At 65.0% G+C, this 23,790-nt stretch carries 23 protein-coding genes; 7 read left to right on the forward strand and 16 right to left on the reverse strand.

Translation table 11 applies throughout. The annotated features are described in order from the left end of the window. The first annotated feature begins 18 nt into the window (after positions 1-18). Together NKI35_RS24960 and mutL are read left to right on the forward strand one after the other, a co-directional pair. A complete protein-coding gene (locus NKI35_RS24960) occupies positions 19-921 on the forward strand; it encodes a LysR substrate-binding domain-containing protein (protein ID WP_023682936.1) in 903 nt (300 codons plus the stop codon). 271 nt (positions 922-1,192) lie between these two features. After that, complete coding sequence (gene mutL, locus NKI35_RS24965; protein WP_023747732.1) at positions 1,193-3,046, forward strand: DNA mismatch repair endonuclease MutL; 1,854 nt, start codon at positions 1,193-1,195, stop codon at positions 3,044-3,046. Positions 3,047-3,233: 187 nt separating this feature from the next. On the opposite strand, the gene NKI35_RS24970 is transcribed toward mutL, so the two are convergent. Beyond that, the gene (locus tag NKI35_RS24970) at positions 3,234-3,860 is read right to left on the reverse strand and encodes a hypothetical protein (protein ID WP_155924255.1); all 627 of its coding nucleotides are present in this window, start codon (positions 3,858-3,860) and stop codon (positions 3,234-3,236) included. A gap of 79 nt (positions 3,861-3,939) precedes the next feature. Then, complete coding sequence (locus tag NKI35_RS24975) at positions 3,940-4,833, reverse strand: DMT family transporter (protein ID WP_023730491.1); 894 nt, start codon at positions 4,831-4,833, stop codon at positions 3,940-3,942. 92 nt (positions 4,834-4,925) lie between these two features. Between NKI35_RS24975 and NKI35_RS24980 the strand changes: the two genes are divergently transcribed. Continuing rightward, complete coding sequence (locus NKI35_RS24980; RefSeq protein ID WP_023819547.1) at positions 4,926-5,852, forward strand: LysR family transcriptional regulator; 927 nt, start codon at positions 4,926-4,928, stop codon at positions 5,850-5,852. 17 nt (positions 5,853-5,869) lie between these two features. Here NKI35_RS24980 and NKI35_RS24985 read toward each other — a convergent pair whose 3' ends face one another. Beyond that, on the reverse strand, positions 5,870-6,469 hold the full coding sequence (locus tag NKI35_RS24985; RefSeq protein WP_352741708.1) for a hypothetical protein: 600 nt from the start codon (positions 6,467-6,469) through the stop codon (positions 5,870-5,872). Positions 6,470-6,581: 112 nt separating this feature from the next. Here NKI35_RS24985 and NKI35_RS24990 point away from each other — a divergent pair, with 112 nt between their 5' ends. Next, positions 6,582-6,815, forward strand: coding sequence for a DUF2093 domain-containing protein (locus NKI35_RS24990; RefSeq protein WP_023694434.1), 234 nt, complete (start codon positions 6,582-6,584; stop codon positions 6,813-6,815). Between the two features lie 229 nt (positions 6,816-7,044). On the opposite strand, the gene lpxK is transcribed toward NKI35_RS24990, so the two are convergent. The 7 genes from lpxK to epmA all read right to left on the reverse strand — a co-directional run bounded on the left by lpxK (position 7,045) and on the right by epmA (position 13,877). Beyond that, positions 7,045-8,073 carry a tetraacyldisaccharide 4'-kinase gene (gene lpxK, locus NKI35_RS24995; protein WP_352741709.1) on the reverse strand — a complete coding sequence of 343 codons (1,029 nt, stop codon included), beginning with the start codon at positions 8,071-8,073 and terminating at the stop codon, positions 7,045-7,047. Further along, positions 8,074-9,390 (reverse strand): lipid IV(A) 3-deoxy-D-manno-octulosonic acid transferase, encoded by a 1,317-nt coding sequence (gene waaA / locus NKI35_RS25000; protein WP_023671577.1) that lies wholly within the window; start codon positions 9,388-9,390, stop codon positions 8,074-8,076. Next, a complete protein-coding gene (locus NKI35_RS25005; protein ID WP_023671576.1) occupies positions 9,387-10,175 on the reverse strand; it encodes a lysophospholipid acyltransferase family protein in 789 nt (262 codons plus the stop codon). The genes waaA and NKI35_RS25005 overlap by 4 nt, the downstream gene beginning before the upstream one ends. 5 nt (positions 10,176-10,180) lie before the next feature. Next, positions 10,181-10,426, reverse strand: coding sequence for a DUF4170 domain-containing protein (locus NKI35_RS25010; RefSeq protein WP_023671575.1), 246 nt, complete (start codon positions 10,424-10,426; stop codon positions 10,181-10,183). Between the two features lie 68 nt (positions 10,427-10,494). After that, the gene (locus NKI35_RS25015) at positions 10,495-11,301 is read right to left on the reverse strand and encodes a 3'(2'),5'-bisphosphate nucleotidase CysQ (protein ID WP_023671574.1); all 807 of its coding nucleotides are present in this window, start codon (positions 11,299-11,301) and stop codon (positions 10,495-10,497) included. Continuing rightward, positions 11,288-12,631, reverse strand: coding sequence for a TldD/PmbA family protein (locus NKI35_RS25020; RefSeq protein WP_352741710.1), 1,344 nt, complete (start codon positions 12,629-12,631; stop codon positions 11,288-11,290). Before NKI35_RS25020 ends, NKI35_RS25015 begins: the two co-directional genes overlap by 14 nt. Before the next feature lie 199 nt (positions 12,632-12,830). Further along, positions 12,831-13,877 (reverse strand): EF-P lysine aminoacylase EpmA, encoded by a 1,047-nt coding sequence (epmA, locus tag NKI35_RS25025; protein WP_023697667.1) that lies wholly within the window; start codon positions 13,875-13,877, stop codon positions 12,831-12,833. 129 nt (positions 13,878-14,006) lie between these two features. On the opposite strand from epmA, the gene efp reads away from it, so the two are divergent. From efp to NKI35_RS25040, 3 genes are all read left to right on the forward strand, one after another. Then, positions 14,007-14,576: an elongation factor P gene (gene efp / locus NKI35_RS25030; protein ID WP_023682947.1), complete on the forward strand. Its 570-nt coding sequence runs from the start codon at positions 14,007-14,009 to the stop codon at positions 14,574-14,576. A 71-nt stretch (positions 14,577-14,647) separates the two neighbouring features. Next, entirely contained in the window at positions 14,648-16,108 is a 1,461-nt protein-coding gene (locus tag NKI35_RS25035; protein ID WP_352741711.1) for a phospholipase D-like domain-containing protein, read from the forward strand. A gap of 81 nt (positions 16,109-16,189) precedes the next feature. Continuing rightward, on the forward strand, positions 16,190-16,990 hold the full coding sequence (locus tag NKI35_RS25040; RefSeq protein ID WP_023671569.1) for an endonuclease/exonuclease/phosphatase family protein: 801 nt from the start codon (positions 16,190-16,192) through the stop codon (positions 16,988-16,990). Position 16,991: 1 nt separating this feature from the next. Here the strand turns inward: NKI35_RS25040 and NKI35_RS25045 are convergent, their stop codons facing one another. The 6 genes from NKI35_RS25045 to NKI35_RS25070 all read right to left on the reverse strand — a co-directional run. Beyond that, positions 16,992-18,953, reverse strand: a complete 1,962-nt coding sequence (locus NKI35_RS25045; protein WP_352545913.1) for a glycoside hydrolase family 127 protein — start codon at positions 18,951-18,953, stop codon at positions 16,992-16,994. 37 nt (positions 18,954-18,990) lie between these two features. Continuing rightward, positions 18,991-19,848 carry a carbohydrate ABC transporter permease gene (locus NKI35_RS25050; RefSeq protein WP_352545912.1) on the reverse strand — a complete coding sequence of 286 codons (858 nt, stop codon included), beginning with the start codon at positions 19,846-19,848 and terminating at the stop codon, positions 18,991-18,993. Next, positions 19,848-20,768: a carbohydrate ABC transporter permease gene (locus NKI35_RS25055; RefSeq protein ID WP_023697670.1), complete on the reverse strand. Its 921-nt coding sequence runs from the start codon at positions 20,766-20,768 to the stop codon at positions 19,848-19,850. The genes NKI35_RS25050 and NKI35_RS25055 overlap by 1 nt, the downstream gene beginning before the upstream one ends. Positions 20,769-21,097: 329 nt before the next feature. Further along, positions 21,098-22,336 (reverse strand): ABC transporter substrate-binding protein, encoded by a 1,239-nt coding sequence (locus tag NKI35_RS25060; protein WP_023712774.1) that lies wholly within the window; start codon positions 22,334-22,336, stop codon positions 21,098-21,100. Positions 22,337-22,406: 70 nt separating this feature from the next. Further along, complete coding sequence (locus tag NKI35_RS25065) at positions 22,407-23,465, reverse strand: LacI family DNA-binding transcriptional regulator (protein ID WP_352741712.1); 1,059 nt, start codon at positions 23,463-23,465, stop codon at positions 22,407-22,409. A gap of 104 nt (positions 23,466-23,569) precedes the next feature. Then, the coding region (locus tag NKI35_RS25070; protein WP_352741713.1) for a hypothetical protein at positions 23,570-23,790 on the reverse strand (221 nt) is incomplete at its 5' end.

Here is a 23,790-nt window from a genome sequence, read left to right on the forward strand (position 1 = left end):
CTTGTATAAGCTCAGCTTATGCGAAGCCTGCGCCACCTCCTGCCCTCGGCCGGCAGCCTGATCGTCTTCGAGGCGGCGGGCCGGCTGTCGAGCTTCACCGCTGCCGGGCGCGAGCTCGGCATGACGCAGGCCGCCGTCTCCTATGCGGTGCGCGGGTTGGAGGAACAGCTTGGCGCCCAGCTGTTCCAGCGCCGCCACCGCCAGGTCGTCCTGACAGAAGCGGGCGAACGCTTCCATGCCGACGTCTCACTCGGCCTGTCGCATATCCGCAAATCGGCGGAGGATCTGCGCCTGCAGGCGACCGGCGGTCATGTCACGCTGGCGGCGTCGACCGCCTTCGGCTCGTTCTGGATGATGCCGCGGCTGCAGCAGTTCCGCGACGAACTGCCGGGCATCGACTTGCGCATCCAGACCGCCGACCGCGATCTCGACATCATCGCCGAGGGCATCCCGCTCGCCGTGCGCGGCGGCGAGCCGCGCGACTGGGCCGACTATCATTCGCTGCCGCTGGCCGACGAGGAGATTTTTCCAGTCGTAGGCGCCAGCTATCTCGCGAAATTCGGCATGCCAAGGAGCGTCGCGGAGCTGGCGACGCATCGCCTGATCCACCTCGAGGAGCCCTACCGCGAGGCGGCTAGCTGGGACGAATGGTTCCAGTCGGCGGGCGGCAGCCTCGACAACACCGCGCGCGGCCTGCGCATCAACGATTACGGCCTCGTGATCCAGGGCGTCATGGAGGGCCAGGGCATCGCGCTCGGCTGGCGGCATCTGGCCGAACGGCTCCTGGCTTCGGGGCTGCTGGTGCCGGTGACCGACCATGTGCTGAGAACCGGCAAGGCGTTCTACGTGGTTTGGCCTAAGAACCGTGAGCTGAGCGAGAATGCGCGGAAAGTCAGGGACTGGCTGGCGGCGCAGGCTTGAAATCGGTTGCAGCGTAGTCACTATCGCGGAGTTCCTTCACACCCCCCTCTGTCCTGCCGGACATCTCCCCCGCAAGGGGGGAGATTGGCAGTTCATATTCGCGTCACCCTTCAAGCATTGAAGATTGGCGAAAGCCGTCGTGACATCTGATCTCCCTCCTTGCGGGGGAGATGGCCGGCAGGCCAGAGGGGGGTGCTGTCCCGCTGGCGTCCAATGTCCGGCATTCATTGAAGCCTTCCGCACACCCTTCGAATCCGCCTATAATACCCCCATGCCCATTCGCCAGCTTTCCGAAACGATGATCAACCAGATCGCCGCCGGCGAAGTCATCGAGCGTCCGGCGAGCGTGGTGAAGGAACTGGTCGAAAACGCGCTCGACGCCGGCGCCTCCCGCGTCGAGGTCGTCACTGCCGGCGGCGGGCTGAACCTGATCCGCGTCACCGATGACGGCTCCGGTATCCCCGAACAGGAACTGGCGCTGGCCATTGCGCGCCACTGCACCTCGAAACTTGCCGACAACATTCACGATATCCGCTCGCTCGGGTTCCGTGGCGAGGCATTGCCGTCAATTGGTTCGGTGTCGCGACTGTCGGTTCGCTCGCGCACGGCCGCAGGCGACGCTGCAGCCGAGATCGCCATCGAAGGCGGCCGCGTTTCGGCGGTCAAACCGGCGGCGGCCAACCGCGGCACCACGGTCGAGGTGCGCGACCTGTTCTTCGCCACGCCGGCCCGGCTCAAGTTCATGAAGGGCGAGCGCGCCGAAAGCTCCGCCACCAGCGACGTGCTCAAGCGCATCGCCATCGCCTTCCCCGCCGTGCGCTTCACGCTGGCCGGCTCGGACCGCTCGACGCTGGAATTGCCGGCGACCGATGACAGTACCGAGGGCAGCCTGCGCCGCGTCGCTCAGGTGATGGGCGCCGAGTTTCCCGACAATTCCATCGCTATCGACGCCAGCCGGGACGGCGTGCACCTGACCGGCCACGTCTCGATCCCGTCCTTCACCCGCGCCAACGCGCTGCAGCAATATGCCTATGTCAACGGCCGGCCAGTGCGCGACAAGCTGATTGCCGGCGCCATTCGCGGCGCTTTCGCCGATGTGCTGCCGCGCGACCGGCACGCGGTGACCGTGCTGTTCCTGACGCTCGATCCGGCGACCGTCGACGTCAACGTCCACCCAGCCAAGGCCGATGTGCGCTTTCGCGACCCCGGCCTGGTGCGCGGGCTGATCGTCGGCGCCATTCGCGAGGCGCTGGCCAATGCCGGCATCCGCGCCGCCACCAGCGGGGCCGCCGGTATGATGGCGGCGTTCCGGCCGGGGGCTGCTTCCTACGCCCATGCCGGCCCCGCCAACGGCCACCGCAGCTACGACGCGGCCCACCGCGCGTCGGGCTTTGCCGGTTTCGACCGCTCGCCGCAGCGGCCGCTGGAAATGGGCTTTGATAGCGGCGGCTTCCGCGAAAACGATCAGGCGGCGTTCGATTCCGGGCCGCTGGCCAGCGCCGATGCGCGCGCCGGCACAGCCGAGCCGGCCGAGACGCTGCTCGGCACGACGCTGGGGGCCGCCCGCGCGCAGGTGCACGAAAACTATATCGTCGCGCAAACCCGGGATTCTCTGATCATCGTCGACCAGCATGCCGCGCATGAGCGGCTGGTCTATGAGGCGCTGAAGAATGCGCTGCACTTACGCGCGGTGCCCTCGCAGATGCTGCTTTTGCCGGAGATCGTCGACCTGCCGGAAGAAGACGCCGAGCGGCTGGCCATGCATTCGGAGACACTTGCCCGGTTCGGTCTCGGCATCGAGCGCTTCGGCCCCGGTGCGGTGGCGGTGCGCGAGACGCCGTCTATGCTGGGCGAAACCAATGTCCAGCAATTGGTGCGCGACCTTGCCGATGAGATCGCCGACAATGATACAGTCGAGACGCTGAAAGAGCGCCTGGACAAGATTGCCGCCACCATGGCCTGCCACGGCTCGGTGCGTTCCGGCCGTCTGCTCAAGGCCGAGGAGATGAACGCGCTGCTGCGCCAGATGGAGGCGACGCCGGGATCCGGCACCTGCAACCACGGCCGCCCGACCTATATCGAGCTGAAGCTTGCCGATATCGAGCGGCTGTTCGGACGGCGGTGAGCACAAGCCAGGTCAGGGCACACGCTCAATTCACCAACAGGCGATAGTCCTTGAATCTATGAGAGAAAACGTAATCCCTTGAGTAGCCGGCGCTACCGCCGCGAAAATTCACGGAGATTATCTCGAAGCTTCCCCCAACCTGTTTTAGAACATTCATGTAGATGGGAGTCATCAGCATGCCGGCATCTCAATCGTCGTCATCGAAAACGATCTCCTGAACGACCTTCTTTTTCTTCTTGTCGATGACCCGCAGCTTACTCATGCAGACGAGAAAGCCGGCTTTCTCGTAGACCCCGGCAAATCTGTGGGTGGCTGTCTGCGCCCAGAAGGGGATCTCGACGGTCCCGTCAACCTTCGCCTCACCGGTATCGTCGAGGCTTGCGACCTTCTTCAGCACGATCGGGAACTTGTCCAGGCCTCTGTTCCAGGTCCCCGTTGCGCCGCTTTCGCCAAGGTCGAGAGAAAACGGACATCGGGCGGTGTCGACCGGCGTTTTCGATCCCATGACCAGGCCCCGGTCGAATTCCTTGTCGTCCGCAATCTCGCAAAGGGAGACGCTGGTACCGGTGATCTTGCCGTACACCGCTATCGGGCTTTGCTTCGCGTCGTAGAAATAGCTTCCTTCGACCGTAATCCCGCTGCCGAAACTGTCATATCTCTGCAGTGACAGATGGACTGGATTAGGCCCGATGACCCTTCGTAGTTTTCGACCTGGTACCAGCCAGCGAAGGCTTTCCCGGTCAGCAGCAAAACGCAAAAGATTGCCGATATGAACAGTTTTCCCATTCCATCCCCCAGCCAGGCAACTCACCATAACGGTCCTTCCTCCGGGTGTCTGCATGCTGGGGATACGGTTCCCGGTTTGAGTCCGGAAACGGTTCCAACTTTTTGTTTTAACGCTTCAAATTCACCACGATCACGCCGCCGAGGGCCAACGCACCGCCGATTATGCCGAGCAGCGTCGGCACTTCGCCCAGCCAGAAGAAGCCGATCAGGGCCGACATGGGCGAGACCAGATAGAGGAAGTTCGAGGCGCGCGCTGCCGGAAGACGCGACAGTGCGGTTGCCCAGGCGGCATAGGCGATCAGGCTGGGCACGATGCCAAGAAAGATCACGGCGCCGATACCGGCCGTGTTGGCGACCGCGGCCTGCGCAAAGCCGCTCGGCAGAAAGGGTGCCAGGCAAAGAGCGCCAAGGATCATGTTCGAGGCCGAAATGGTCAGCGGGTGATGGCGGGCAAAGAGCGGCTTCTGGACGATCGTGTTGACGGCCGAGCACAGCGCGGAGCCAAGAACCAGCAGCGCGCCGGTGTCGAAACTCAAGCCATTGCCGTCAGCCACAGCGATGATGCCGATGCCGGCGAAAGAAATCGCCGTGCCGAACCAGGCCCAGCTTGAGAAGCGCTCGCCGAGCAATGCCATTGCCATGATGGCGGTGAAGATCGGGCTGACATTGATGATGAAACCGGCGGCACCCGCCGAAACCGTCAATTCGCCGAAATTGAGCATGACAGTGTAGAGCGCGACGAAGATGGCGCCGCCAAAGACCAGGCGCCACACCTCGTCGAGCCTCGGCAGCGCCGGGCGCTTGACGGCAAGAAAGATCGCCGCCGGCACCGCGGCAATGGCAAAGCGCAGCGCACCGAGTTCCAGCGGCCCGAAAGCGGCGAGGCCGGCACGGATCGCGGGAAAGGCCGAGGCCCAGCCAACCACCGTCAAGGCCACGGCGATGGCCGCCGTGGTGTCCATCCGCTGTGTCGGATTCGACGTGCTGGTCGTTGCGCTCATCTGCCTGTCCTCGGGTTCCCAGAGTGTTGAAAGGCAGAAAGCGCCTTTTCGGCGCCGTTGACAAACGATCAAATCGAGGATCACCTGTGACTATGGATCACAGCTCAGACACAATGGTGCCGCTCGAGACCCTGCGCGCCTTCGATGCGGCGGCGCGAACGGGGAGCTTTTCGGCCGCGGCCGAGAAGCTCAACATCACCCACGGCGCCGTCAGCCGGCAGATCGCCAAGCTGGAGGACTGGCTGGGCTTGAAAGTGTTCGACCGCGGCGCGCGCGGCGTCTCGCTGACCATCGAGGGCAACCGCTTGCATCTGCGCACGGCCGAAGCCTTTGCGCTGATCTCCAGCCATTCCGACCGCTGGGTCGAGCCGCGCGGCACCGCCGTGGTGCGGCTGACCTCGATACCCTCCGTCAGCGGGCTGTGGCTGATGCCACGCATGGCGGCGCTGGAGAACAATCCCACCAAGCTGCGCATCGTGCTCGACGTCGACATCCGCCAGGCCGACCTTGCCGATGAAGGCATCGACCTGTCGGTCCGCTGCGGCCGCGGCGGCATTCCGGGCCGCATCTCGGTGAAGCTGTTCGAGGAACATGTCTTTCCCGTCGCCGCGCCCGGCCTTGCCCACGAGATCGGTCGCGGCGACCCGGCCCGGCTGCTCAAATTTCCGCTGATCAACGATTCCGACGCTTCGGGGTGGCGTGCCTGGTTTGCCGCGCAAGGGATGGACTACCGCCCGCGCCCGCAGGATCGCCGCTTCGAGGACTACAATCTGGTGCTCGACGCCGCAGCTTACGGGCTCGGCATCGCGCTGGCGCGGCCACCGCTGACCGGACACCAGTTGGAGGCAGGCCGCATCGTCGCCGTTGACGAGCGCACGGCGCTGAACCCGGTGTCGTACTGGCTCGACCGGCCGCTGGGGCGGCCACGCAGGGCTGCCGCCGAACTTTCACGCCGTATCGCTGTCGAGGCGGGGCTGGCGATGGACAAGATGGAAGCATTCCTCGAAGCCGAGCGATAGCGGCGATCGTTCGGTGCTCAGCGAAGCACCAGCAGGGCTAGCCCGACAATGGCGACGGCCAGAAACCCGGTTGCCAGCGCCATCAGACCGACACGCGTCTGCTTTCGGCCTTGCGGCTGGGCCGCATCATTCGGCCCAGACGTCGCCTGCTCCCGCTTCATTGGCATATCGGTGGTGGCAGCGCGGCGCTGCGGCGAAACCACGGGTGCGAGAAGCGCAAACCAGGGCAGTCCTACGGGCTTTGCGGGAGCGCCATCTTCGGCCTTGGCCGGCGGCAGCGGCAGATCGCGCTGTGTGTCGTCATTTGCCGGCGAGACCGCAACGACCCTTGTCGGCGCGACCTTGTCTGGCGCCTCGACGCCAGGTTCAGCAAGGGCCAGATAGGCTTGCAGGACCTCGGCAGAACCCGTCTGCTGCCCCTTTGCGGTGGCTGCGGACAACAGCGCCTGCAGCGCCGGCGCCGCTGCCTGCTGCAAAGGCGCGCCGGACGGCGTCGGCGGCTGCACCAGCGCCTTTATAAGTGCTGCTTTCGCCGGATCGGCCTTCGCCGACGGCAACGCTGCCAACATCATGGCCTCACGCAGCAGCGCGGTCAGGCGGGCGGATGAAATGTCCATACCGGTCCCATAAGAATGGTTTGGAGCGACAATAGCGCCTCAGCATTGCGTCAAGCTTGACCTTGCCGGCAATTTATGGCGATGAAATCAGCATGAACCTTGGCACCACTCCATGATGAACCGCTTCGAAGGCCCCGGCGGCAAGGAAGCCCGTATCCGCTATCTCGACGGCGACTTCCAGGTCACCAGCCCCGGCGCCTTCGTGCGTTGCGCGGTGACCGGCGAGAGCATTCCGCTGGACGAGCTCAAATATTGGAGCGTCGCCAGGCAGGAGCCCTATGTCAGCGCCGCCGCCTCGCTGCGCCGCGAGATCGAGATGCATCCGGACCTGCGCAGCCGGGGTTAAAGGCGCGCACAGAGCCGTTGGTCGCGTTCCTTCACACGCCCCTCTGTCCTGCCGGACATCTCCCCCGCAAGGGGGGAGATTGGATGATCATCTTTGCTTTCGCCAAATCACCAGCGTTGCAGAATGAGCGCCATTGGCAAAGCTGCTGATCTCCCTCCTTGCGGGGGAGATGGCCGGCAGGCCAGAGGGGGGTGCTGTCCGCCAGCATCTCCGCGTGACGCTGCACGCCCTACCCTCGCAGCTTCCGCTGTCTCCAGGCATCCAGCGTCTCGTCGATGATGCGCTCCGGCACAGTGTCGAGTTCGAACGTGGCGTCGATCTCCAGCACGGCGAGTTCAGCGAGGAAATCGGCCGGGGCAGCGCCGTGGCGCAGCCGGGCGGCGTCCTTGGCGGTGGTGACGAGGCCCAGTCCATCGCGGCGCGCGGTTGCCGCCAGTTCCGCGAGTTCATCAGGGGCATAGAAGTGATGGTCCGGAAACGACCGGCTCAGCGCCACTTCCGCACCGGTGCCGCGCAGCGTGTCGAAGAATTTTTCGGGGTGGCCGATGCCGGCAAAGGCGAGGAACCGCCGGCCGGCGAACCGCTCCTTGGCCGCGGGCTCGGCATGCGCCTCGAAGATCGGCCGGCCGGCGCGCGCCGCCTGGCGCACGACCTGGTCGGCGGCAGCGCCCTCGCCCATCTTCAACAGCCCGTCGGTGAACACCAACTGATCGACGATGTTGGCTCTCAGCGGACCGCCCGGAATGACCCGGCCGTTGCCGATGCCGTAACGGGCGTCGACGACGACCAGCGCATAATCGATATGGATGCGTGCGCTCTGAAAACCGTCATCCATGATCAGGAAATCGCAGCCATGGGCTTCCATGAGCAGCTTGGCGCCGGCAGCGCGGTTGGGGCTCACCGCAACCGGCGCGTGCTCGGCCAAAAGCAGCGGCTCGTCGCCGACATGCTTTGCAGCGTCGTGACTGGCATCGACGACATGCGGCTGCGCGAACGAGCCGCCATGGCCGCGCGACAGGAATCCGGGATTGAGCTGCATGCGCCTGGCCTGCTTGGCCAGCGCGATGGCGATCGGCGTCTTGCCGCTGCCGCCGACGGTGAAGTTGCCGACGCAAAGCACTGGCGCGTCGATCTTTTCACGTACCGCCCGATGCATGCGGCGGCCGGCGACGATGCCATAGACGGCTGATAGCGGCGACAGCGCAAAGACCCGCCAGTCCGGCGCTTCCCACCAGAAAGGTGGTGCTTCCGACGCCACCTATCGCCCGTCGGCGCCCTTCAGGCGCGACTTGACGATCAATGGCTGGATATAAGGCTCGAGCGACTTCAGCGTGTGCGCCAGCGCACCGCGCATCTGGTCGACTGTGGCGGCACCGGCCGCCATCATCTCATGGCGCGCAACTTCATTGCTCAGCAGGAAATTGACGGCGCCGGCCAGCATGTCGCGGTCGCGCACCAGCTTGGCGCCGCCGCTGTCGAGCAGGCGCTGATAGGCCTCGCGAAAATTCTGGACGTTGCGGCCGGCCAGCACAGCGGTGTCGAGCATGGCCGGCTCCAGCGGATTCTGGCCGCCTTCCGAGGTCAGCGAGCGGCCGACAAAGGCGATTTCCGTCAGCCGGAGATAAAGCCCCATCTCGCCGATCGTATCGCCGAGCAGGATATCGGTGTCGGCGGTGATCCGGTCGCCCTTGCTGCGCCGCGCCAGCTTCAGGCCCATGCCGGAAATCTGTGCGGCCAGCGCTTCGGCGCGGTCGGGATGACGCGGGACGATGATCGTCAGCAGTCCATGGTGGCGCTTGTAGAGCGTGGCGTGGACTTCCGCCGCGACCACCTCCTCGCCGTCATGGGTCGAAATTGCCGCCCAGGTCGGGCGGCCGGCGATCTGGCGCTTCAGCGTCGCCAGCGCCCGTTCGTCGACCGGCGGCGGCAAGGTGTCGACCTTGAGGTTGCCGGACACGGTGACCGGCCGGGCGCCAAGCGCGCGAAACCGTTCGCCGTCGACATCCGACTGGGCAACGACATGTGCAAGGTTCTCGAACAGCGCCTCGGCGATGTTGGCGCGCTTCTTCCAGGACTTGAACGAGCGGTCGGACAGCCGGCCGTTGACCAGCACCTGCGGCACGTGTCGGGCGCCGAGCTCGAGGATGGTCATCGGCCATATCTCGGATTCGGCGATGATAGCCAGGTCCGGCCGCCAGTGATCGAGAAAGCGGCTGACGGCCGGCTTGAGGTCGAGCGGAACATATTGGTGGATGATGCGGTCGCCCAGCCGTTCGTCGGCAACCTGCGCCGAGGTCACTGTTCCCGTCGTCAGCACGATGTTGACACCGTAGTCGAGGATGCTTTGCACCAGCGGCACGACCGCAAGGGTCTCGCCGACGCTTGCCGCATGGATCCAGATCACCGGCCCTTCAGGGCGCGGCCGCCCGGCAACACCGTAGCGCTCGCGGCTGCGGCTGCGGTCTTCCTTGCCCTGCGACGTGCGCCACGCGACATAGGGGCCCATCAGCGGATAGGCGGCTGCACCGGCAAGGCGGTACGCCGCCAGGAAGGCGCGCGCCCAGCCGACGCTCATGGCCTGCCGTCCACGAGCCGATAGGCCTCGGCGGTCGCGGCATTGAGCGCGGCCGTGACTTCCTGGCGCTTGCGCTCCATTTCGGCCTCGTCGGCATTGGCCGGCACGAAAACCGGCGTTCCGATGACGATCGAGGAGCGGCCGAACGGCAGGTTGATGGTGGTCTTGTCCCAGCTCCTTTCCAGCACCTTGCGGCGGCTGGTGGCGATGGCGGCAGGCATGATCGGCCGGCCGGAAAGGCGTGCGAGCAGAACGATACCAAGCCCGGCGTCGCGCGGCGTGCCGTGGGGAATGTCGGCGATCATGGCGACGTTCTTGCCGGCGACGAGTGACTTTTTCAGGGCAATGAGCGCCTTGGCGCCGCCCTTGTCGAGATGCTTCGTGCTTTCACGCCCGCCGGAGCCGCGCACCGCCTCGATGCCGAATTTTTCGATCATCAGCGCGTTGAGTTCGGCGTCGGCGCTGCGCGAGACCATGGCGACCAGCGGCCGTCCCTTGGGATAATAGGCTGGGGTCAGCAGATGCTGGCCATGCCAGAGCGCGATGATGCCGGGTTCGAATTCGGCGTAGTCGCCGCCTGAAAATTTAGCCGAGCCTTCGACCACGCGGTTGGTCAGGCGCACCAGGCGGACGAACTGGGCGAGCAGGCTGACGATGATGCTCTTGACGATTCGCGACTGCGCCAACGGCTCGCGGATCTTGCGCCAGAACGTCTTCGAACTGCCGCCGCGTCTTCTTCGGACCGCGGCGCCGGTGGGCTGCCCTTTCACCGCTTCATGCTCCATCACTGTCAACCGGCGGCCTTGCTTTCAGGGTCGAGCAGCCGGTGCAGATGGACGACGAAATAGCGCATATGGGCATTGTCCACGCTGGCTTGCGCCTTGGCCTTCCACGCGGTGTGCGCGGTTTGATAGTCCGGATAGACGCCAACGATGTCGAGCGCGTCGAGATCGCGGAACTCGGTGCCTCCCAGCTGCTTCAGCTCGCCGCCGAACACCAGGTGCAAAAGCTGTTTCTTTCCGTCTTCCGCGGCCATTTCGGTCCTTCACATATTGTGAGTTTGCGACAGGTCTAGCCCAAAGCTGCCGACTTTGGAACCTTCGATCACGCTTCCGTATCGGCAATGACGCCGGCAAGCACGGTCAGCAGCTGCCCGCTGCCGGCGACCAGCGCGCCGTGACGGATGATCTCCCCGGCATAAAGCGGCGCGCGGCCATGGCCGTCGAGCACGGCGCCGCCAGCCTCGCGCAAGATGAGATCGGCGGCGGCGATATCCCAGTCATGCGCGTTGGGCTTGACGAAGGTTGCGTCGAGCGTGCCGTTGGCGACCATCGCCAGCCGGTAGGCGAGAGACGGAATGTGCGCCGCGCGCCGCACCCGGCTTTGCCATTGCGCCGGCATCAGGTCGATCAACTGCTTCAGCCCGCCGATCTCGACCGTCTTACCCAGGCCGCGCACGGCAATCGGCTTGCCGTTGCGGAAAGCTCCATGGCCAGGCAGCGCCCAATAGGTTTCGCCCTTGGCCGGACATTCGAGCACACCGGTGAGCGTGCGGCCATTCTCGACCACCGCGACGCTGACGCACCACGAGCGCAGACCTTCGAGGAAGCCGCGGGTGCCGTCTATGGGGTCGACGACAAAGGTGCGCCGCGCCAGAAGCCGTGCCGGATCGTCAGTCGTTTCCTCCGACAGCCAGCCATAGTCCGGCCGCGCCGCAAGCAGGGTCTCGCGAAGATAGGCGTCCGCCGCGTGGTCGGCTTCGCTGACCGGCGAGGTGCCGCCTTTCATCCACACTTGCGGGTTCTTGCCGAAATAGCGCATGGCGATCGCGCCCGCCTCGCGGGCGGCGTCGCGCAGCAGATCGAGGTCTTCCGAGGCCCCGGCCGATATGACCGGGTCACGCTCCGGCAAGGGTCATTCCTTCGATCAGCAGCGTCGGTGCGGCAGTGCCGAAATCGCGGTCAAGATCGCTCGCCGGAACCATATTGAGGAACATCGTCTTCAAATTCGAGGCGATGGTCACCTCGGCCACCGGATAGGCAAGCTCACCATTGTCGATCCAGAAGCCGGATGCGCCACGGCTGTATTCGCCGGTCACCATATCGACGCCTTGGCCGAACACTTCGGTGACATAAAAGCCGGATTTTAGCGACCTGATCAGGTCTTCCGGCGTCCTGTCGCCCGGCTCGATGGCGAGATTGGTCGAAGACGGCGATACCGACGAGCCGCTGCGCGCGCCGCGTCCGTTGGTGGTCAGCCCCAATTCCCGCGCGGCGGACGTCGACAGGAACCAGTGCTTCAGCACGCCGTTCTCGACCATCAACAGCTTTTCGCCCTCGACGCCTTCGCCGTCGAACGGGCGCGAGGCCTGGCCGCGACGCCGCAGCGGTTCGTCGGTGACGGTGATGGCAGCCGACGCAACCTGCTTGCCCATCATCTCGCGCAAAAAACTGGTCTTGCGCGCCACCGAAGCGCCGTTGATGGCGCCGGCGAGATGGCCGGCAATGCCGCGCGCGACGCGCGGGTCGAACACCACGTTGACCGGACCGGTCGTCGCCTTGCGGGCGCCGAGGCGGCGCACGGCGCGCTCGCCGGCCCTGCGGCCGATCAGCTCCGGCGCGTCGAGATCGGAAAAATGCTGGTTCGAGGAGTATTCGTAGTCGCGCTCCATGCCGGTGCCTTCGCCCGCAATAACGCTGGCCGAACGCGAAAAGCGCGATGCGACATAGTGGCCGACGAAGCCGTTCGACGTGGCCAGCACCAGCCCGCCAAGACCGGCGCTGGCGCCGCTGCCGGCCGAATTGGTGACGCCCTTGACGGCAAGGGCTGCTTCCTCGGCGGCAAGGGCCGCTTCCTTCAACTGATCGGCCGAAACCTCGGTGGCGTCGAACAGATCGAGGTCGCGCACCTTGCCGACCAGCAAAGCCGGATCGGCGAGACCCTGATAGGGATCCTCGGGCGAGACTTTGGCCATGGCCACGGCGCGCTCGGCCAATGCCCTGGGGTCCGATGCCGCCGTCGCCGAGACGCTCGCCACCCGGTTGCCGACGAAGACGCGCAGCGAGACATCGTCGCCCTCGGACGCCTCAGTGTTCTCGACCTTGCCCAGCCGCACCGACACGCCGATCGAGCGGCCGCGCACGGCAACCGCGTCGGCGGCGTCGGCGCCGGCCCGCTTGGCAGCCTCGACCAGTGCCGCGACGCGGTCGGTCAATTTCGCTGCCTCTGATGTATCGGTCATGCGCGTGGTCCTGGCTGAAGCCGCGCCGGGCGGTAGCGGCTGTTGCACCATCTATTGTCCCAATGCGGCTTGTGCAATGGCGCATGGGCAATTGTCCCGCTGCGGCATAGCGCCCAAGCGGAGCGCGAAAGCTATCCGCGGCGGCCGCCACAGACGCGCGGCTTGACCGGTTTGTGAGTTTAACCAAGGCCGATTTCCGTCAAGGAGTGGCGACCGGCGTCCAGATCACGTCATCGATCCTCGTCGCGCCCGTTGCCAGCATCACCAGCCGGTCGAAGCCGAGCGCCGAGCCGCTGGCTTGCGGCATGATGGCGAGGGCGGCGAGAAAATCCTCATCCAGCGGATAGCGCTCGCCATAGACGCGCTCCTTCTCGTCCATCTCGGCGGCAAAGCGCCGGCGCTGCTCGGCCGGATCGGTCAGTTCGCCAAAAGCATTGGCGAGCTCGACGCCGCAGCAATAGAGCTCGAAGCGCTCGGCCACGCGCTGGTCCTCCGCGCTCGGCCGGGCGAGCGCCGCTTCCGAGATCGGATAGCCGTACAAGATGGTGGCCCGCCCCTGCCCCAGCACCGGTTCGACCTTCTCGACCATTACCCGGCTGAACAAATCGGCCCAGTTGTCATCGTCGGCCGTGCGCAGGCCGGCCTTGACCAGAGCATCATGGAGTGCGGCGCGGTCTGTGCCGCCATCGGCAGAAACGGTGGCAAGAAGATCGATGCCGGCGTAACGCGCAAAAGCTTCCGCCACGCTCACGCGTTCCGGTTCGGCGAACGGATCGGCCTCGCGGCCGCGAAAGCGGAAGGTTTTGGCGCCGGCCCGCTCGGCTGCCAGCTTCAGCAGTTCGGCGCAATCGGCCATCAGGCTGTCATAGGTTTCGCCGACCCGATACCATTCCAGCATGGTGAATTCGGGATGGTGCAAGGGGCCGCGCTCGCGGTTGCGCCAGACGGCGCCCAGGCTGAAGATGCGCCGCTCACCGGCGGCCAGCAGCTTCTTGCAGGCGAACTCCGGCGAGGTGTGGAGATAAAGCGGCCGGCGCGCACCGTCGGCACCGATAGCCTCGGTGGCGAAGGCTGAGAGATGCGCCTCATTGCCCGGTGATATCTGCAGCGCCGCCGTCTCGACCTCGATGAAGTCGCGCTCGCCAAACCAGCCGCGCATGGCGGCAGCTATGGCGTTGCGGGCCATCAGCCGCGGCCGGCGGTCGGCGTGAACATCCGGCGTCCACCAGGGCGAAGCGCCAGTCATGGGTTTGCCGGGCAACGGAATTGCTGACAGGGCTGGCGGTTCGGGCCAAGATGCGCTACGGCGACGGCTCTCGCAGCCGATTTGCGCCGAACGATCGTTTCAGGCCAACGAAGTCTAGGATTGAAAACCGTGGTGAAGGTCATCGCCAGTTCGCTCCGTAAAGGCAATGTCGTCGACAAGGACGGCAAGCTTTACGTCATCCTCTTTGCCGAAAACATCCACCCTGGCAAGGGTACGCCGGTCACCCAGCTCGACATGCGCCGCATCTCCGACGGGGTGAAGGTTTCGGAGCGCTACCGCACCACCGAGCAGGTCGAGCGCGCCTATGTCGAGGAGCGCGAGCACACCTTCCTCTACGCCGACGCCGAGGGGTATCACTTCATGAACCCGGAAAGCTACGACCAGGTCGCGGTGCCGGAAAGCGTGGTCGGCGACATGGCGCCCTACCTGCTCGAAGGCATGGCGGTGCAGATCTCGCAGTTCAACGGCATCGCCATAGCCCTGGTGCTGCCGCAGCGCGCTACTTTCGAAGTGGTCGAGACGGAGCCGACGACCAAAGGCCAGACGGCGTCCTCGTCCTACAAGCCGGCCGTGCTTTCGAACGGCGTGCGCACGCTGGTGCCGCCGCACATCGCGCCGGGCACCCGCGTGGTGGTGATGACGGCCGATGGCGCTTATGTGGAGCGGGCGAAGGACTGAGGCGCGAGCGCCTCCGTCCTGGTTGATCCGTTGCATTGCCTTCTGCGGCCGCTGGCTCGATAGTCCTGCCGATGTGGCAGACCTTTGTGACCTACTGGCCTCTGATCCTCGTCATCATTCCGATGCTGATGGCCGCCATTGGCATCGTCCATGCCATCATGACCAAGGAAGACGTGCGCGCCGCCACCGGCTGGGTCGGCGTGATGATCTTGTCGCCGTTCCTTGGCGCGATCATCTATGCCATTGCCGGCATCAACCGCATCCGCCGCGCCACGATCAGCGCCATGCGGCCCGTCGCCGGTGAAGCCGAGACAGCCAAACACGACCACGACATTGCGCTCGAAGCACTCATCTCAGCCGAATTCGGCCAGCGCTTTGCCGGCCTGAAGACGCTAGGCGACAGGGTGGCGCGGCGCGGCCTGCTTTCGGGAAATGCAATCACCATCCTGAGGACCGGCGACGAAGCCTACGCGGCAATGTGCGGGGCGATCGACGGCGCACGGCGCAGCATCCTGCTCGAGACCTACATCTTCGACAATGACGAGATCGGACGACGTTTTGTCGGATCGCTGGCCGGAGCGGTCCGGCGCGGTGTGACGGTTCGCGTGCTGATCGATGCGGTGGGCGTGCGCTATTCCGTGCCCAGCATTCTTGGGACACTCCGAGAAGCCGGCGTCACCGTCGATCTGTTCAACGGCAACATCGTCATGGGCCTGAGACTTCCCTATGCGAATTTGAGGACGCACAGGAAAATCCTGATCGTCGACGGTGTGGTGGCGTTCACGGGAGGCATGAACATCCGCAAGGGATTTTCGGCCGAATTCGCCGGCAGCGCCAGTTCGGCGGATACGCATTTCCAGGTGACGGGGCCGGTCGTGGCCGACCTGTTCGCGGTTGCCGCCGAAGACTGGCGTTTTGCCGGCAACGAGGCCCTCAAGGACGAGGTTTGGCACGTAGAAAAGCCCTCGCCGCCTCCCGGTCAGCCGATCCTGGTGCGGGCGGTGGCGTCGGGGCCGGACGCCAGCATCGAAACCAACCACAAATTGCTGACGGGGGCATTTTCCGTCGCCCGCAAATCGATCCGCATCATGTCGCCCTATTTCCTGCCGGACCGGGAATTTGTCAGCGCGCTGGTCACGGCGGCCCGGCGCGGCGTCGAGATCGACATCGTCGTGCCCGCGGTCAACAATCTCTTCCTGGTCGGCCGCGCCATGACGGCGCAATACGACCAGGTGCTGAAGCACTATTGCCGCGTCTGGCGGCATGAGGGGTCGTTCGACCATTCGAAGCTGTTGTCGGTCGATGGCGTCTGGGCCTATGTCGGCTCCTCCAACCTCGACGCCCGCTCGCTGCGGCTGAATTTCGAAATCGACCTGGAGGTGCTGGATACCGGCTTTGCCGCCGAGATCGAGGGGCGCATCGGAGCGGCAATCGCTTCCGCCAAACCCGTCACACTCGCAACCCTAAGAGCGCGGCCATTTGTCATCCGGGTTTTTGACCGGTTGTTATGGCTGGGATCGCCCTATCTCTAATGCATACCGCCTCGGAGTGGTCCCGGTTGTGAGAGAAGGATATGCATAAAACAAAGAATCAGGACGTCGAATAGCAGGCCTATGGACATAAACGGACGCAGCCTTCCTGAAACCGTGCTCCTGTCGATCCGGGGCAGGAAAGCGCGCAAGGCGAACGCGACGCCGCGCAAGCACATTGAAGGCGCCCAGATGGTGGTCGCCTCCTACAACGTCCACAAATGCATCGGCACCGACCGCAGGTTCGACCCCGAACGGACCGCTCGCGTGATCCGCGAGATCGGCCCCGACGTCATCGCGCTGCAGGAGGCCGACAACCGCTTCGGCGATCGCGCCGGGCTGCTCGACCTTGCCCGGATCGAACACGAAACAGGGCTTGTGCCGGTGCCGGTTTCCGGAAGCGGCAAGGGCCATGGCTGGCGCGGCAACGTGCTTTTGTTCAAGCGCGGCACGGTGCGCGACGTCCATCAGATCAAGCTTCCGGGACTGGAGCCCCGCGGCGCGCTGGTTGCCGAGATCGACCTCGACGAAACGCGCACTCTGCGCGTCATCGCCGCGCATCTCGGCCTGTTGCGCCGCTCGCGTTCGGAGCAGGCCCGCGTCGTGCTCGACATCATGAGCAACCAGGATGAAAGGCCGACCTTGCTGCTCGGCGACCTCAACGAATGGCGGCTGGGCAACCGCTCGGCGCTCAAGACGCTGCACGCCACCTTTGGTTTCACGCCGGCGGCGGTGCCGACTTTCCCCTCAGGCCTGCCGGTACTGGCGCTCGACCGGATCATGGCCAACCGGCACGGCATGGTCTCGTCGGTGGAAGCCCATGACACGCCGCTGTCGCGGGTTGCGTCGGATCATTTGCCGCTGACGGCGTTCGTCAGCCTGTAACTCATCCGTCCCGCAGCCAGACCAGCATCTCACCAGGTTCGCGGTTGTCCCAGGCAAAGTACGGGACAGCGGTGATTTTCGTTTCGCTCACCGCCGGCGGATCGGTGCGATAGAGCCCGGGTTCCCAGTTTTCCTGCGCTTCCTTGCTGGCAAGTGCCGAAAGCGTGACGATGCCGCCGAGCAGGTTCGGCTCGGCATGCGCCTCGATTTTTGCCGTTCGCGGCAGAGCGATCCGATGCAACTGGCCGGCATTGTCGGTCTCCTCGACGCAATAGATCAGCGGACCGCGCGCAAGTGCGACGCGGCCGATGTCCTGACGCACCTCCGGATTGGCGAACAGACGGGCGATCGACATTTCGAGATCGAGTTCGACCCGGTCGCCCTGGCGCCACTCGCGCCGGATCGCGGCATAGCCGTCGCTGGTGATGTCATCCAGATCGACCGCGGCGCCGTTGACCTTGAGCGCCGCCTTGCCGCACCAGGAGGGGACGCGCAGGTGCAAGGTGAACTCGACCGGCGCTTCGGCTTCGATCCGGATCGAGACCGCGCCATCCCAGGGATAATTGCTGGTCTGAATCAGACTGACCGCCCGGTTCGATATGTCGAAGCGCGCGGTGCTGTCGCCGTAGAGATGAACGGCCAGCGCGTCGTCCGACAGGGAGTAGAAATAGCTGCCGATGGAGGCGACCATGCGGCCGATATTCGGCGGGCAACAGGGGCAGCGATGCCATTTCCAGCGATTGTGCCTGCCCCGGCTCTCCAACGGGTTCTCGTAGAAGAACAGCGAGCCGTCGAGCGACAGGCCGGAGATCGAGCCGTTGTAGAGCGCCCGCTCCATCATGTCGGCGTAGCGGGCGTTGGGGCCCATGCCGAGCATGCGGCTGGCCCAGAACACCAGGCCGACCGAGGCACAGGTCTCGGCATAGGCGGTTTCGTTGGGCAGGTCGTAGTCGCTGGTAAAGCCCTCATTGTGCGCCGACGGCCCGAGGCCGCCGGTGATATAGAGGTTTTTGGTGGTGAGATCGTTCCAGAGCCGGTCGAGCGCCACCCTGAGCGTATCGTCGCCATATTCGGTGGCGATGTCGGCCATGCCGGAATAGAGGTACATCGCCCTGACCGCATGGCCGACGACCTTGTCCTGCTCGCGCACCGGCTTGTGCGACTGGTTGTACTCATAAGTCTTGAAATGATAGGCCTTCGGATCGGCGCCGCGCGCACGCGCCTCCTCGTCGAAATAATGCGGCTGTTGCCCGCGCTGGTCGATGAAATACCTGGCCAGGTCCATGTATTTCTGCTCGCCGGTCGCCCGCGCCAGCTTGACCAGCGCCAGCTCGATCTCCTCATGGCCGCAATAGCCCTTCTTCTTGCCCGGCTCCGGACCGAAGGTGTCGGCGATATGGTCGACATAGCGGCACATGATATCCAGCAGCTTGCGCTTGCCGGTGGCCTGGTAGTAGGCGACCGCGCCTTCGATCAGATGGCCGGCGCAATAGAGCTCGTGGCAATCGCGCAGATTGGTCCAGCGCTTGCCGGGCTGGATACGCTGGTACCAGCTGGAGAGATAACCGTCTTCCTGCTGCAGTCTGCCGTAGAGGTCGATGACGGCATCGATCTTCTTCTCGAGTGCCGCGTTCTTGCGCCGGTAGAGCGAATAGGCCGCGGTCTCGATGGTCTTGCCCCAATCGGAGTCCCAGAACATCTGCGTCGTCACCGTCGAGCCGGTGAAGCCGGGGCTGGCAGCCTCGTCGGGCGACGGCGAATGGAACGGAATGACGACGCTCGGCGAGGGCCGGTCCGGGTCGATCTGCTCCAGCATGCGCGCCTCGACGCAGCGCTCGTAGAGGATGTCGGCGGTGCGCGACGCCACGGCATCGACACGGTCGCCCCAGAAGCCGCGGACATCGACCTGCGGCACCGGCAGTGGGCGGAAGGCGAGTTTGTTGGCGGATGGTTGAACGGTCATCGTGTCACTCCGTTGGATAGTGGTCATTCACGGCGGGTCATTTCACCGCGCCGGCCATCAGGCCGCGGATGTAGAAGCGCTGCAGCAAGAGGAAGAGCACCAGGCACGGCACCATCATCACGGTGACGCCCGCCTGCACCGCGCCCCAGTCGATGGCGCCGAAGCGGCCGGACTGCAGCGCCGTCATCATGATCGGCAGCGTGAATTTGGACTGGTCGGTCATCAGCACGAGGGCGGCCAGGAATTCGTTCCAGGCGCCGAGGAAGGCGAACAACGCGATGGTGACGATGCCCGGCCAGACCAAAGGCAGCATCACCTTCAGCAGCATGGTGACGTTGTTGGCGCCATCCATGCGCGCGGCCTCCTCGATCTCGCGCGGTACCGCGTCGAAGGCGTTGCGCATCATGAAGATCGAGAACGGCAGCTGCAGCGTGACGTAGACCAGGACCAGCCCGGTCAGCGTGTTGTGCAGGCCGACCTTGGTCAGCACCAGGAAGATCGGCGTCAGGATCGACTGGAACGGGATCATGATCGTCGACAGGATGACAATGAAGAGCACATCCTTCATGGGAAACCGGAAGCGCGAAAAGCCGTAGCCGGCCAGCACGCTGACGACGACCGACAGGATCACCGTCATCGAGGCGACATAGAGGCTGTTTTGCGCCGGCAGCCAGAGGCCGTCGCCAAAGGTGTCGAGCGTGCGGTAGTTCTCGATCGAGAAGCCGGTCGTCGGCCATGGCGGCAGCGGCGGCTGGCGCGCCTCCTGCGCCGGCTTGAAGGTCGACAGCACGGCCCAGACGATCGGCGCGATGAACAGCACTGAGGCGATCATGCCGGTCGAATGCTCGGCGATCCTGAGCCAGAGGCGGCTGCTGCGGCTTCTTGCCTGCGCCATCAGTCGATGCCCTCCGGCTTGCGCAGCAGCCACAGCTGAACCAGGCTGAGCGCCACCAGTATGGCCAGCAGGATCATCGACAGCGCCGCGCCATAGCCGAGCTTGAACGAGACGAAGGACTGGTTGAAAATCCAGTAGACGGCGGTCAGCGTCTGGTTGCGCGGGCCGCCGCGCAGGATGATGTAGAACTGGTCGAAGGCGAGGATCGAGCCGGCGATCGACAGGATCAGCGCCAGCGCCAGCGTGCGGCGCATCAGCGGCAGGGTGATGGCGCGAAAGCGTGCGAACGGCCCTGCCCCGTCGATCATCGCGGCTTCCTGCAGATCGGTCGGGATCGACTGCAGGCCGGTCATCAGGATGATCATGGTGAAGCCCGCCACCTTCCAGACGACCATGGCGATGATCGACCAGAAGGCCGGCTGGAACGTCGCCAGAAGGTTGAACTTTTTCCCGGTCAGGCCGAGGTCGTAGGCGGCCGGGCTGAACAGGCCGGAATCGACATTGAGCAGCCAAGACCAGAGCAGGCTGGCCGAGGCGAAACCGACGACCGCCGGCATGAAGAAGGATGTCCGGTAAAAGCCGGTCAGCCGCCTGGGCTTTTCGATGAACAGCGCCAGCGGAAAGGCGACGGCGAAGATCACGATGGTGACGATCACGGTGTAGTAGGCGGTGAAGCTCAGCGCGTTCCAGAAACGGTTGTCGCGCAGGATCGCCCGGTAATTGTCGAAGCCGATATAAAAATGCTCGCCCATCAGCGGCCAGTTGTGCAGCGACATCCAGGCGGTCATGCCGAGGGGAATGATGAAGAAGACGACGACCAGCGCCACGGCCGGCGCGACATAGAGCAGGCCGATCCACTGCCGGCGGCCGGCACCGACCAGTTTTCTGGCGCGTGGCGGGGTGGTGGTGGTGATGGTCATTTACCCTCCCCCTTGTGGGGAGGGTCGCTGCGCAGCAGCGGGGTGGGGGTGCGGCGCCGGCCTCCCACCCGGACCTGCGGTCCGACCTCCCCGCAAGGGAGAGGTAGGGCGTCGGTGCCATGATTGCGAATGCCAGGGGTCATGCCTGCTCTTCCGTTGGATCCGTAGGGCGGTGGGACACACCTCCCCCACCCCGCTGCTTCGCAGCGACCCTCCCCACAAGGGGGAGGGTAAGGAGCGCCGGCCGCCCGTCCAGGGAGACGGATCGGGCGGCCGGATCAGGACCTGCGACGGCAGGGGCGTCATGCGCCCTCGCCGCCGGCCAGTCCTTATTTCTGCGCCTGGTCGATGATCGACTGCATGGTCTCTTGTGCATTGGCGATGGCGCCATCGACGTCGTCGCCGAAGACGACCTCGTTGATCATCTGCGTCCACGGACCGTTGGCCGAGTTGATCAGGTCGTTGAACACCACGGAATAGGGCGTGCGGCCCTTGGCCATGGCTTCGGCGGCGATCTGGTAGCGCGGATCGAGATCCTTCAGCGCCTCCTTGGCGATGTCGCCGCGCACCGGCAGGCTGCCGTATTTGGCCAGGATGGTCTGGCCTTCGAGCGAATAGGCGAAGTCGAGAAACTCCTTCACCACGGCGAGCTTCTTGGTGCCCTTGGTGACGACGAAATTGTCGCCGCCGGCAAACGAAGACCAGCCGCTGTCCTTGCCCGGCAGGAAGGTGACGCCATAGTCGATATCCGGATACTGCGTGTTGAGCGCGCCGATGGCGAAGGCGCCGGACGGCGAAATGCCGATATTGCCGGTGGCGAAGGCGGCAAAGAAGTTGGCGCCGGTGTCGGTCTGCGCGCCGGCCGGCACCAGATCCTTCTTGACCATCGAGCGGTAGAGGTCGATGGCGCCGCGCAGCTGCGGGCTGTCCAGCGTCGCCTTCGACCCGTCCTCGGAGAGAATATCGCCGCCCGAGGCCCACACCAGCGGCGTGAAGGTGAAGATGTTGCAGCCGCCGCAATTGCCGGAGAAATAAAAGCCCTTGATGTCGCCGCCGAGCGCGTTGACCTTTTCGGCATCGGCCTCGATCTCGGCCCAGTTGGCCGGCCCCTTGTCGGGATCGAGCCCCGCCTGCTTGAACAGTTTCTTGTTCCAGATCAGCACCGAGGCGTCGGCCGAGAACGGCAGCCCGTAAATGTGGTCCTTGTAGGTGCCGGTCTTGACGTGCGCCGGCGACAGGCTGGCGAAATAGGGCAGCGATTTCGCCCAGTCGGTGATGTCTTCGAGCTGGCCGGCGGCGGCAAAGGATGGCGTGTAGATCAGGTCGAGCGACAGCGCGTCGGGCGCCGTGCCGCCGGCGGCGGCGGCGCCATATTTCGGGATGATCTCGGCATTGGGAATGATGTCCAGCTTGACCTGGTTCTCATGGCCCTTGTTGAAGGCGTCGACGATGCGCGGCATGAAGTTCGAGCCGTCGGCGCGAACCCAGATGTTGGCGGTGTCGGCAGCCATTGCAGGCAAGGCAATGATGCTCGCCGCGAGCGCGAACCCGGTAATCATGGTCTTCATGGTTTTCCTCCTCATGGTTTTTCTCCTCCTCCCTGTTGCGGCGCTCTCCCAGATTGCGCCGCGCGTTCTCCTAGCCGCCCGGCGGGTGGCCGCAGGACTGACGCACCACCAGCCGGCACGGCAGTTTTCGAATGCCCGGCGCGGCGGGTTGGCCGCCGACGAGCGAAAGCAGTGTGAGGCCGGCCTCGCGGCCGAGCGCCGCCAGGTTCATGTCGACCGAGGTCAGCGGCGGGCGGGTCGCCTCGGCCACGATCTCCCAATTGTCGAAGCCGATGACGCCGACATCGCCAGGCACGCCAAGGCCACGCTCGCGCAGCGCATCGATGACGCCGCGCGCGATCTGGTCGTTGCCGCAGAACACGGCGTCGGGTTTCTCTCCCTTCTTGTTGAAGAGCGTTGGGCCGTCGAACAGCTTTCCGACGGCTTCATGCCCCCAGGCTTCCGACCACGAGCCGAGCAAGGGCTCGGTCACCGGCAGGCCGTGCGCGGCCAGCACATCGCGAAAAGCCTGTGCCCGCTCATTCACCACGGCAAAGCTGGCAGGACCGCTGACATGGGCGATGCGCCGCCGCCCGAGCCGGCAAAGATGGTCGACCGCCAGCCGCGCCCCGCCGGCATCGTCGGAGACGAAGGCGATGGCATCGGGATCGGGCTGGCTGAAGGCGTAGATCACGGGCACGCCGAGATTGGCGAGGTCGACCGGCAAATGGCGGTCGATGCGCTTGCCGCTGGCGATGATGCCGTCGATGCGCTTGTCCAGCATCGCCTCCACATGCAGCTGCGCCAGCCGCGGATCGTCCTCGACATTGCACATGAACACCGAGACGCCGGCATCGACCAGCGCGTCCGAAATGCCCGACATGACCGGCAGCGAAAAGCGGCCATAGGTATCGTTGGTCAACAGGCCGACGGTGAAGGAGCGCCGCCGAAGCAGGCTCTGCGCCAGGCTGTTGGGGCGAAAGCCGAGCCGCTGCGCCGTCTCGCGAATGCGCTGCCGTGTATCGGCGGTCATCCGCCCCTGCCCGTTCAGCGCCTTGGAGGCCGTGGCCACACTGACGCCAGCCATCGCCGCGACTTCACGCAGGGTGACGGGTTGTTTGGCGGGCGTTGGCGAGGTGTCGGAGGCCATTGGTCGGGAATAAGTCTCGGATTGGGGAAAAGGTTTTCTCTTACGGCTCGTTACCTGTCGAGGTGGACATCGGCGGTTGCGGCGGGGTTTGGGAAAAGGTTTTCTCAGAGAGAGATTAGGATGAGAATTTGGGTATGGCAAGTGGGTGTGGGGAGTGGAGACGCGCGATCGACGAGGTTCTTCTTCATGACCGCGTCGCGCAGAAGGGTGATTGTTGAGCAGATATTCTGATGTCGCCTTTTGGGGCCGGAAGCGGACTTGCGGCTTGGAGGCTTGGAATGTGAGAAGCGGACGTTCAGGCGCCGCCATGCATCGACGCCCTCTG

The organism is Mesorhizobium sp. M0676, assembly GCF_040320535.1.
GTDB lineage: Bacteria > Pseudomonadota > Alphaproteobacteria > Rhizobiales > Rhizobiaceae > Mesorhizobium.

Bases quoted from the DNA above. Each gene is read 5' to 3' on its own strand.
- waaA (WP_023671577.1), bottom strand. From the start codon at position 9,390: ATGAGCGTCGGCTGGGCGCGCGCCTTCCTGGCGGCGTACCGCCTTGCC.
- NKI35_RS25045 (WP_352545913.1), bottom strand. From the start codon at position 18,953: ATGACCGTTCAACCATCCGCCAACAAACTCGCCTTCCGCCCACTGCCG.
- NKI35_RS25040 (WP_023671569.1), top strand. From the start codon at position 16,190: ATGGACATAAACGGACGCAGCCTTCCTGAAACCGTGCTCCTGTCGATC.
- NKI35_RS24985 (WP_352741708.1), bottom strand. From the start codon at position 6,469: ATGGACATTTCATCCGCCCGCCTGACCGCGCTGCTGCGTGAGGCCATG.
- NKI35_RS25010 (WP_023671575.1), bottom strand. From the start codon at position 10,426: ATGGCCGCGGAAGACGGAAAGAAACAGCTTTTGCACCTGGTGTTCGGC.
- NKI35_RS25055 (WP_023697670.1), bottom strand. From the start codon at position 20,768: ATGACCATCACCACCACCACCCCGCCACGCGCCAGAAAACTGGTCGGT.
- NKI35_RS24990 (WP_023694434.1), top strand. From the start codon at position 6,582: ATGATGAACCGCTTCGAAGGCCCCGGCGGCAAGGAAGCCCGTATCCGC.
- NKI35_RS24960 (WP_023682936.1), top strand. From the start codon at position 19: ATGCGAAGCCTGCGCCACCTCCTGCCCTCGGCCGGCAGCCTGATCGTC.
- NKI35_RS25020 (WP_352741710.1), bottom strand. From the start codon at position 12,631: ATGACCGATACATCAGAGGCAGCGAAATTGACCGACCGCGTCGCGGCA.
- NKI35_RS25060 (WP_023712774.1), bottom strand. From the start codon at position 22,336: ATGAAGACCATGATTACCGGGTTCGCGCTCGCGGCGAGCATCATTGCC.
- NKI35_RS24975 (WP_023730491.1), bottom strand. From the start codon at position 4,833: ATGAGCGCAACGACCAGCACGTCGAATCCGACACAGCGGATGGACACC.
- epmA (WP_023697667.1), bottom strand. From the start codon at position 13,877: ATGACTGGCGCTTCGCCCTGGTGGACGCCGGATGTTCACGCCGACCGC.
- NKI35_RS25050 (WP_352545912.1), bottom strand. From the start codon at position 19,848: ATGGCGCAGGCAAGAAGCCGCAGCAGCCGCCTCTGGCTCAGGATCGCC.
- NKI35_RS25035 (WP_352741711.1), top strand. From the start codon at position 14,648: ATGTGGCAGACCTTTGTGACCTACTGGCCTCTGATCCTCGTCATCATT.
- NKI35_RS24980 (WP_023819547.1), top strand. From the start codon at position 4,926: ATGGATCACAGCTCAGACACAATGGTGCCGCTCGAGACCCTGCGCGCC.
- NKI35_RS24970 (WP_155924255.1), bottom strand. From the start codon at position 3,860: ATGGTGAGTTGCCTGGCTGGGGGATGGAATGGGAAAACTGTTCATATC.
- mutL (WP_023747732.1), top strand. From the start codon at position 1,193: ATGCCCATTCGCCAGCTTTCCGAAACGATGATCAACCAGATCGCCGCC.
- NKI35_RS25005 (WP_023671576.1), bottom strand. From the start codon at position 10,175: ATGGAGCATGAAGCGGTGAAAGGGCAGCCCACCGGCGCCGCGGTCCGA.
- NKI35_RS25065 (WP_352741712.1), bottom strand. From the start codon at position 23,465: ATGGCCTCCGACACCTCGCCAACGCCCGCCAAACAACCCGTCACCCTG.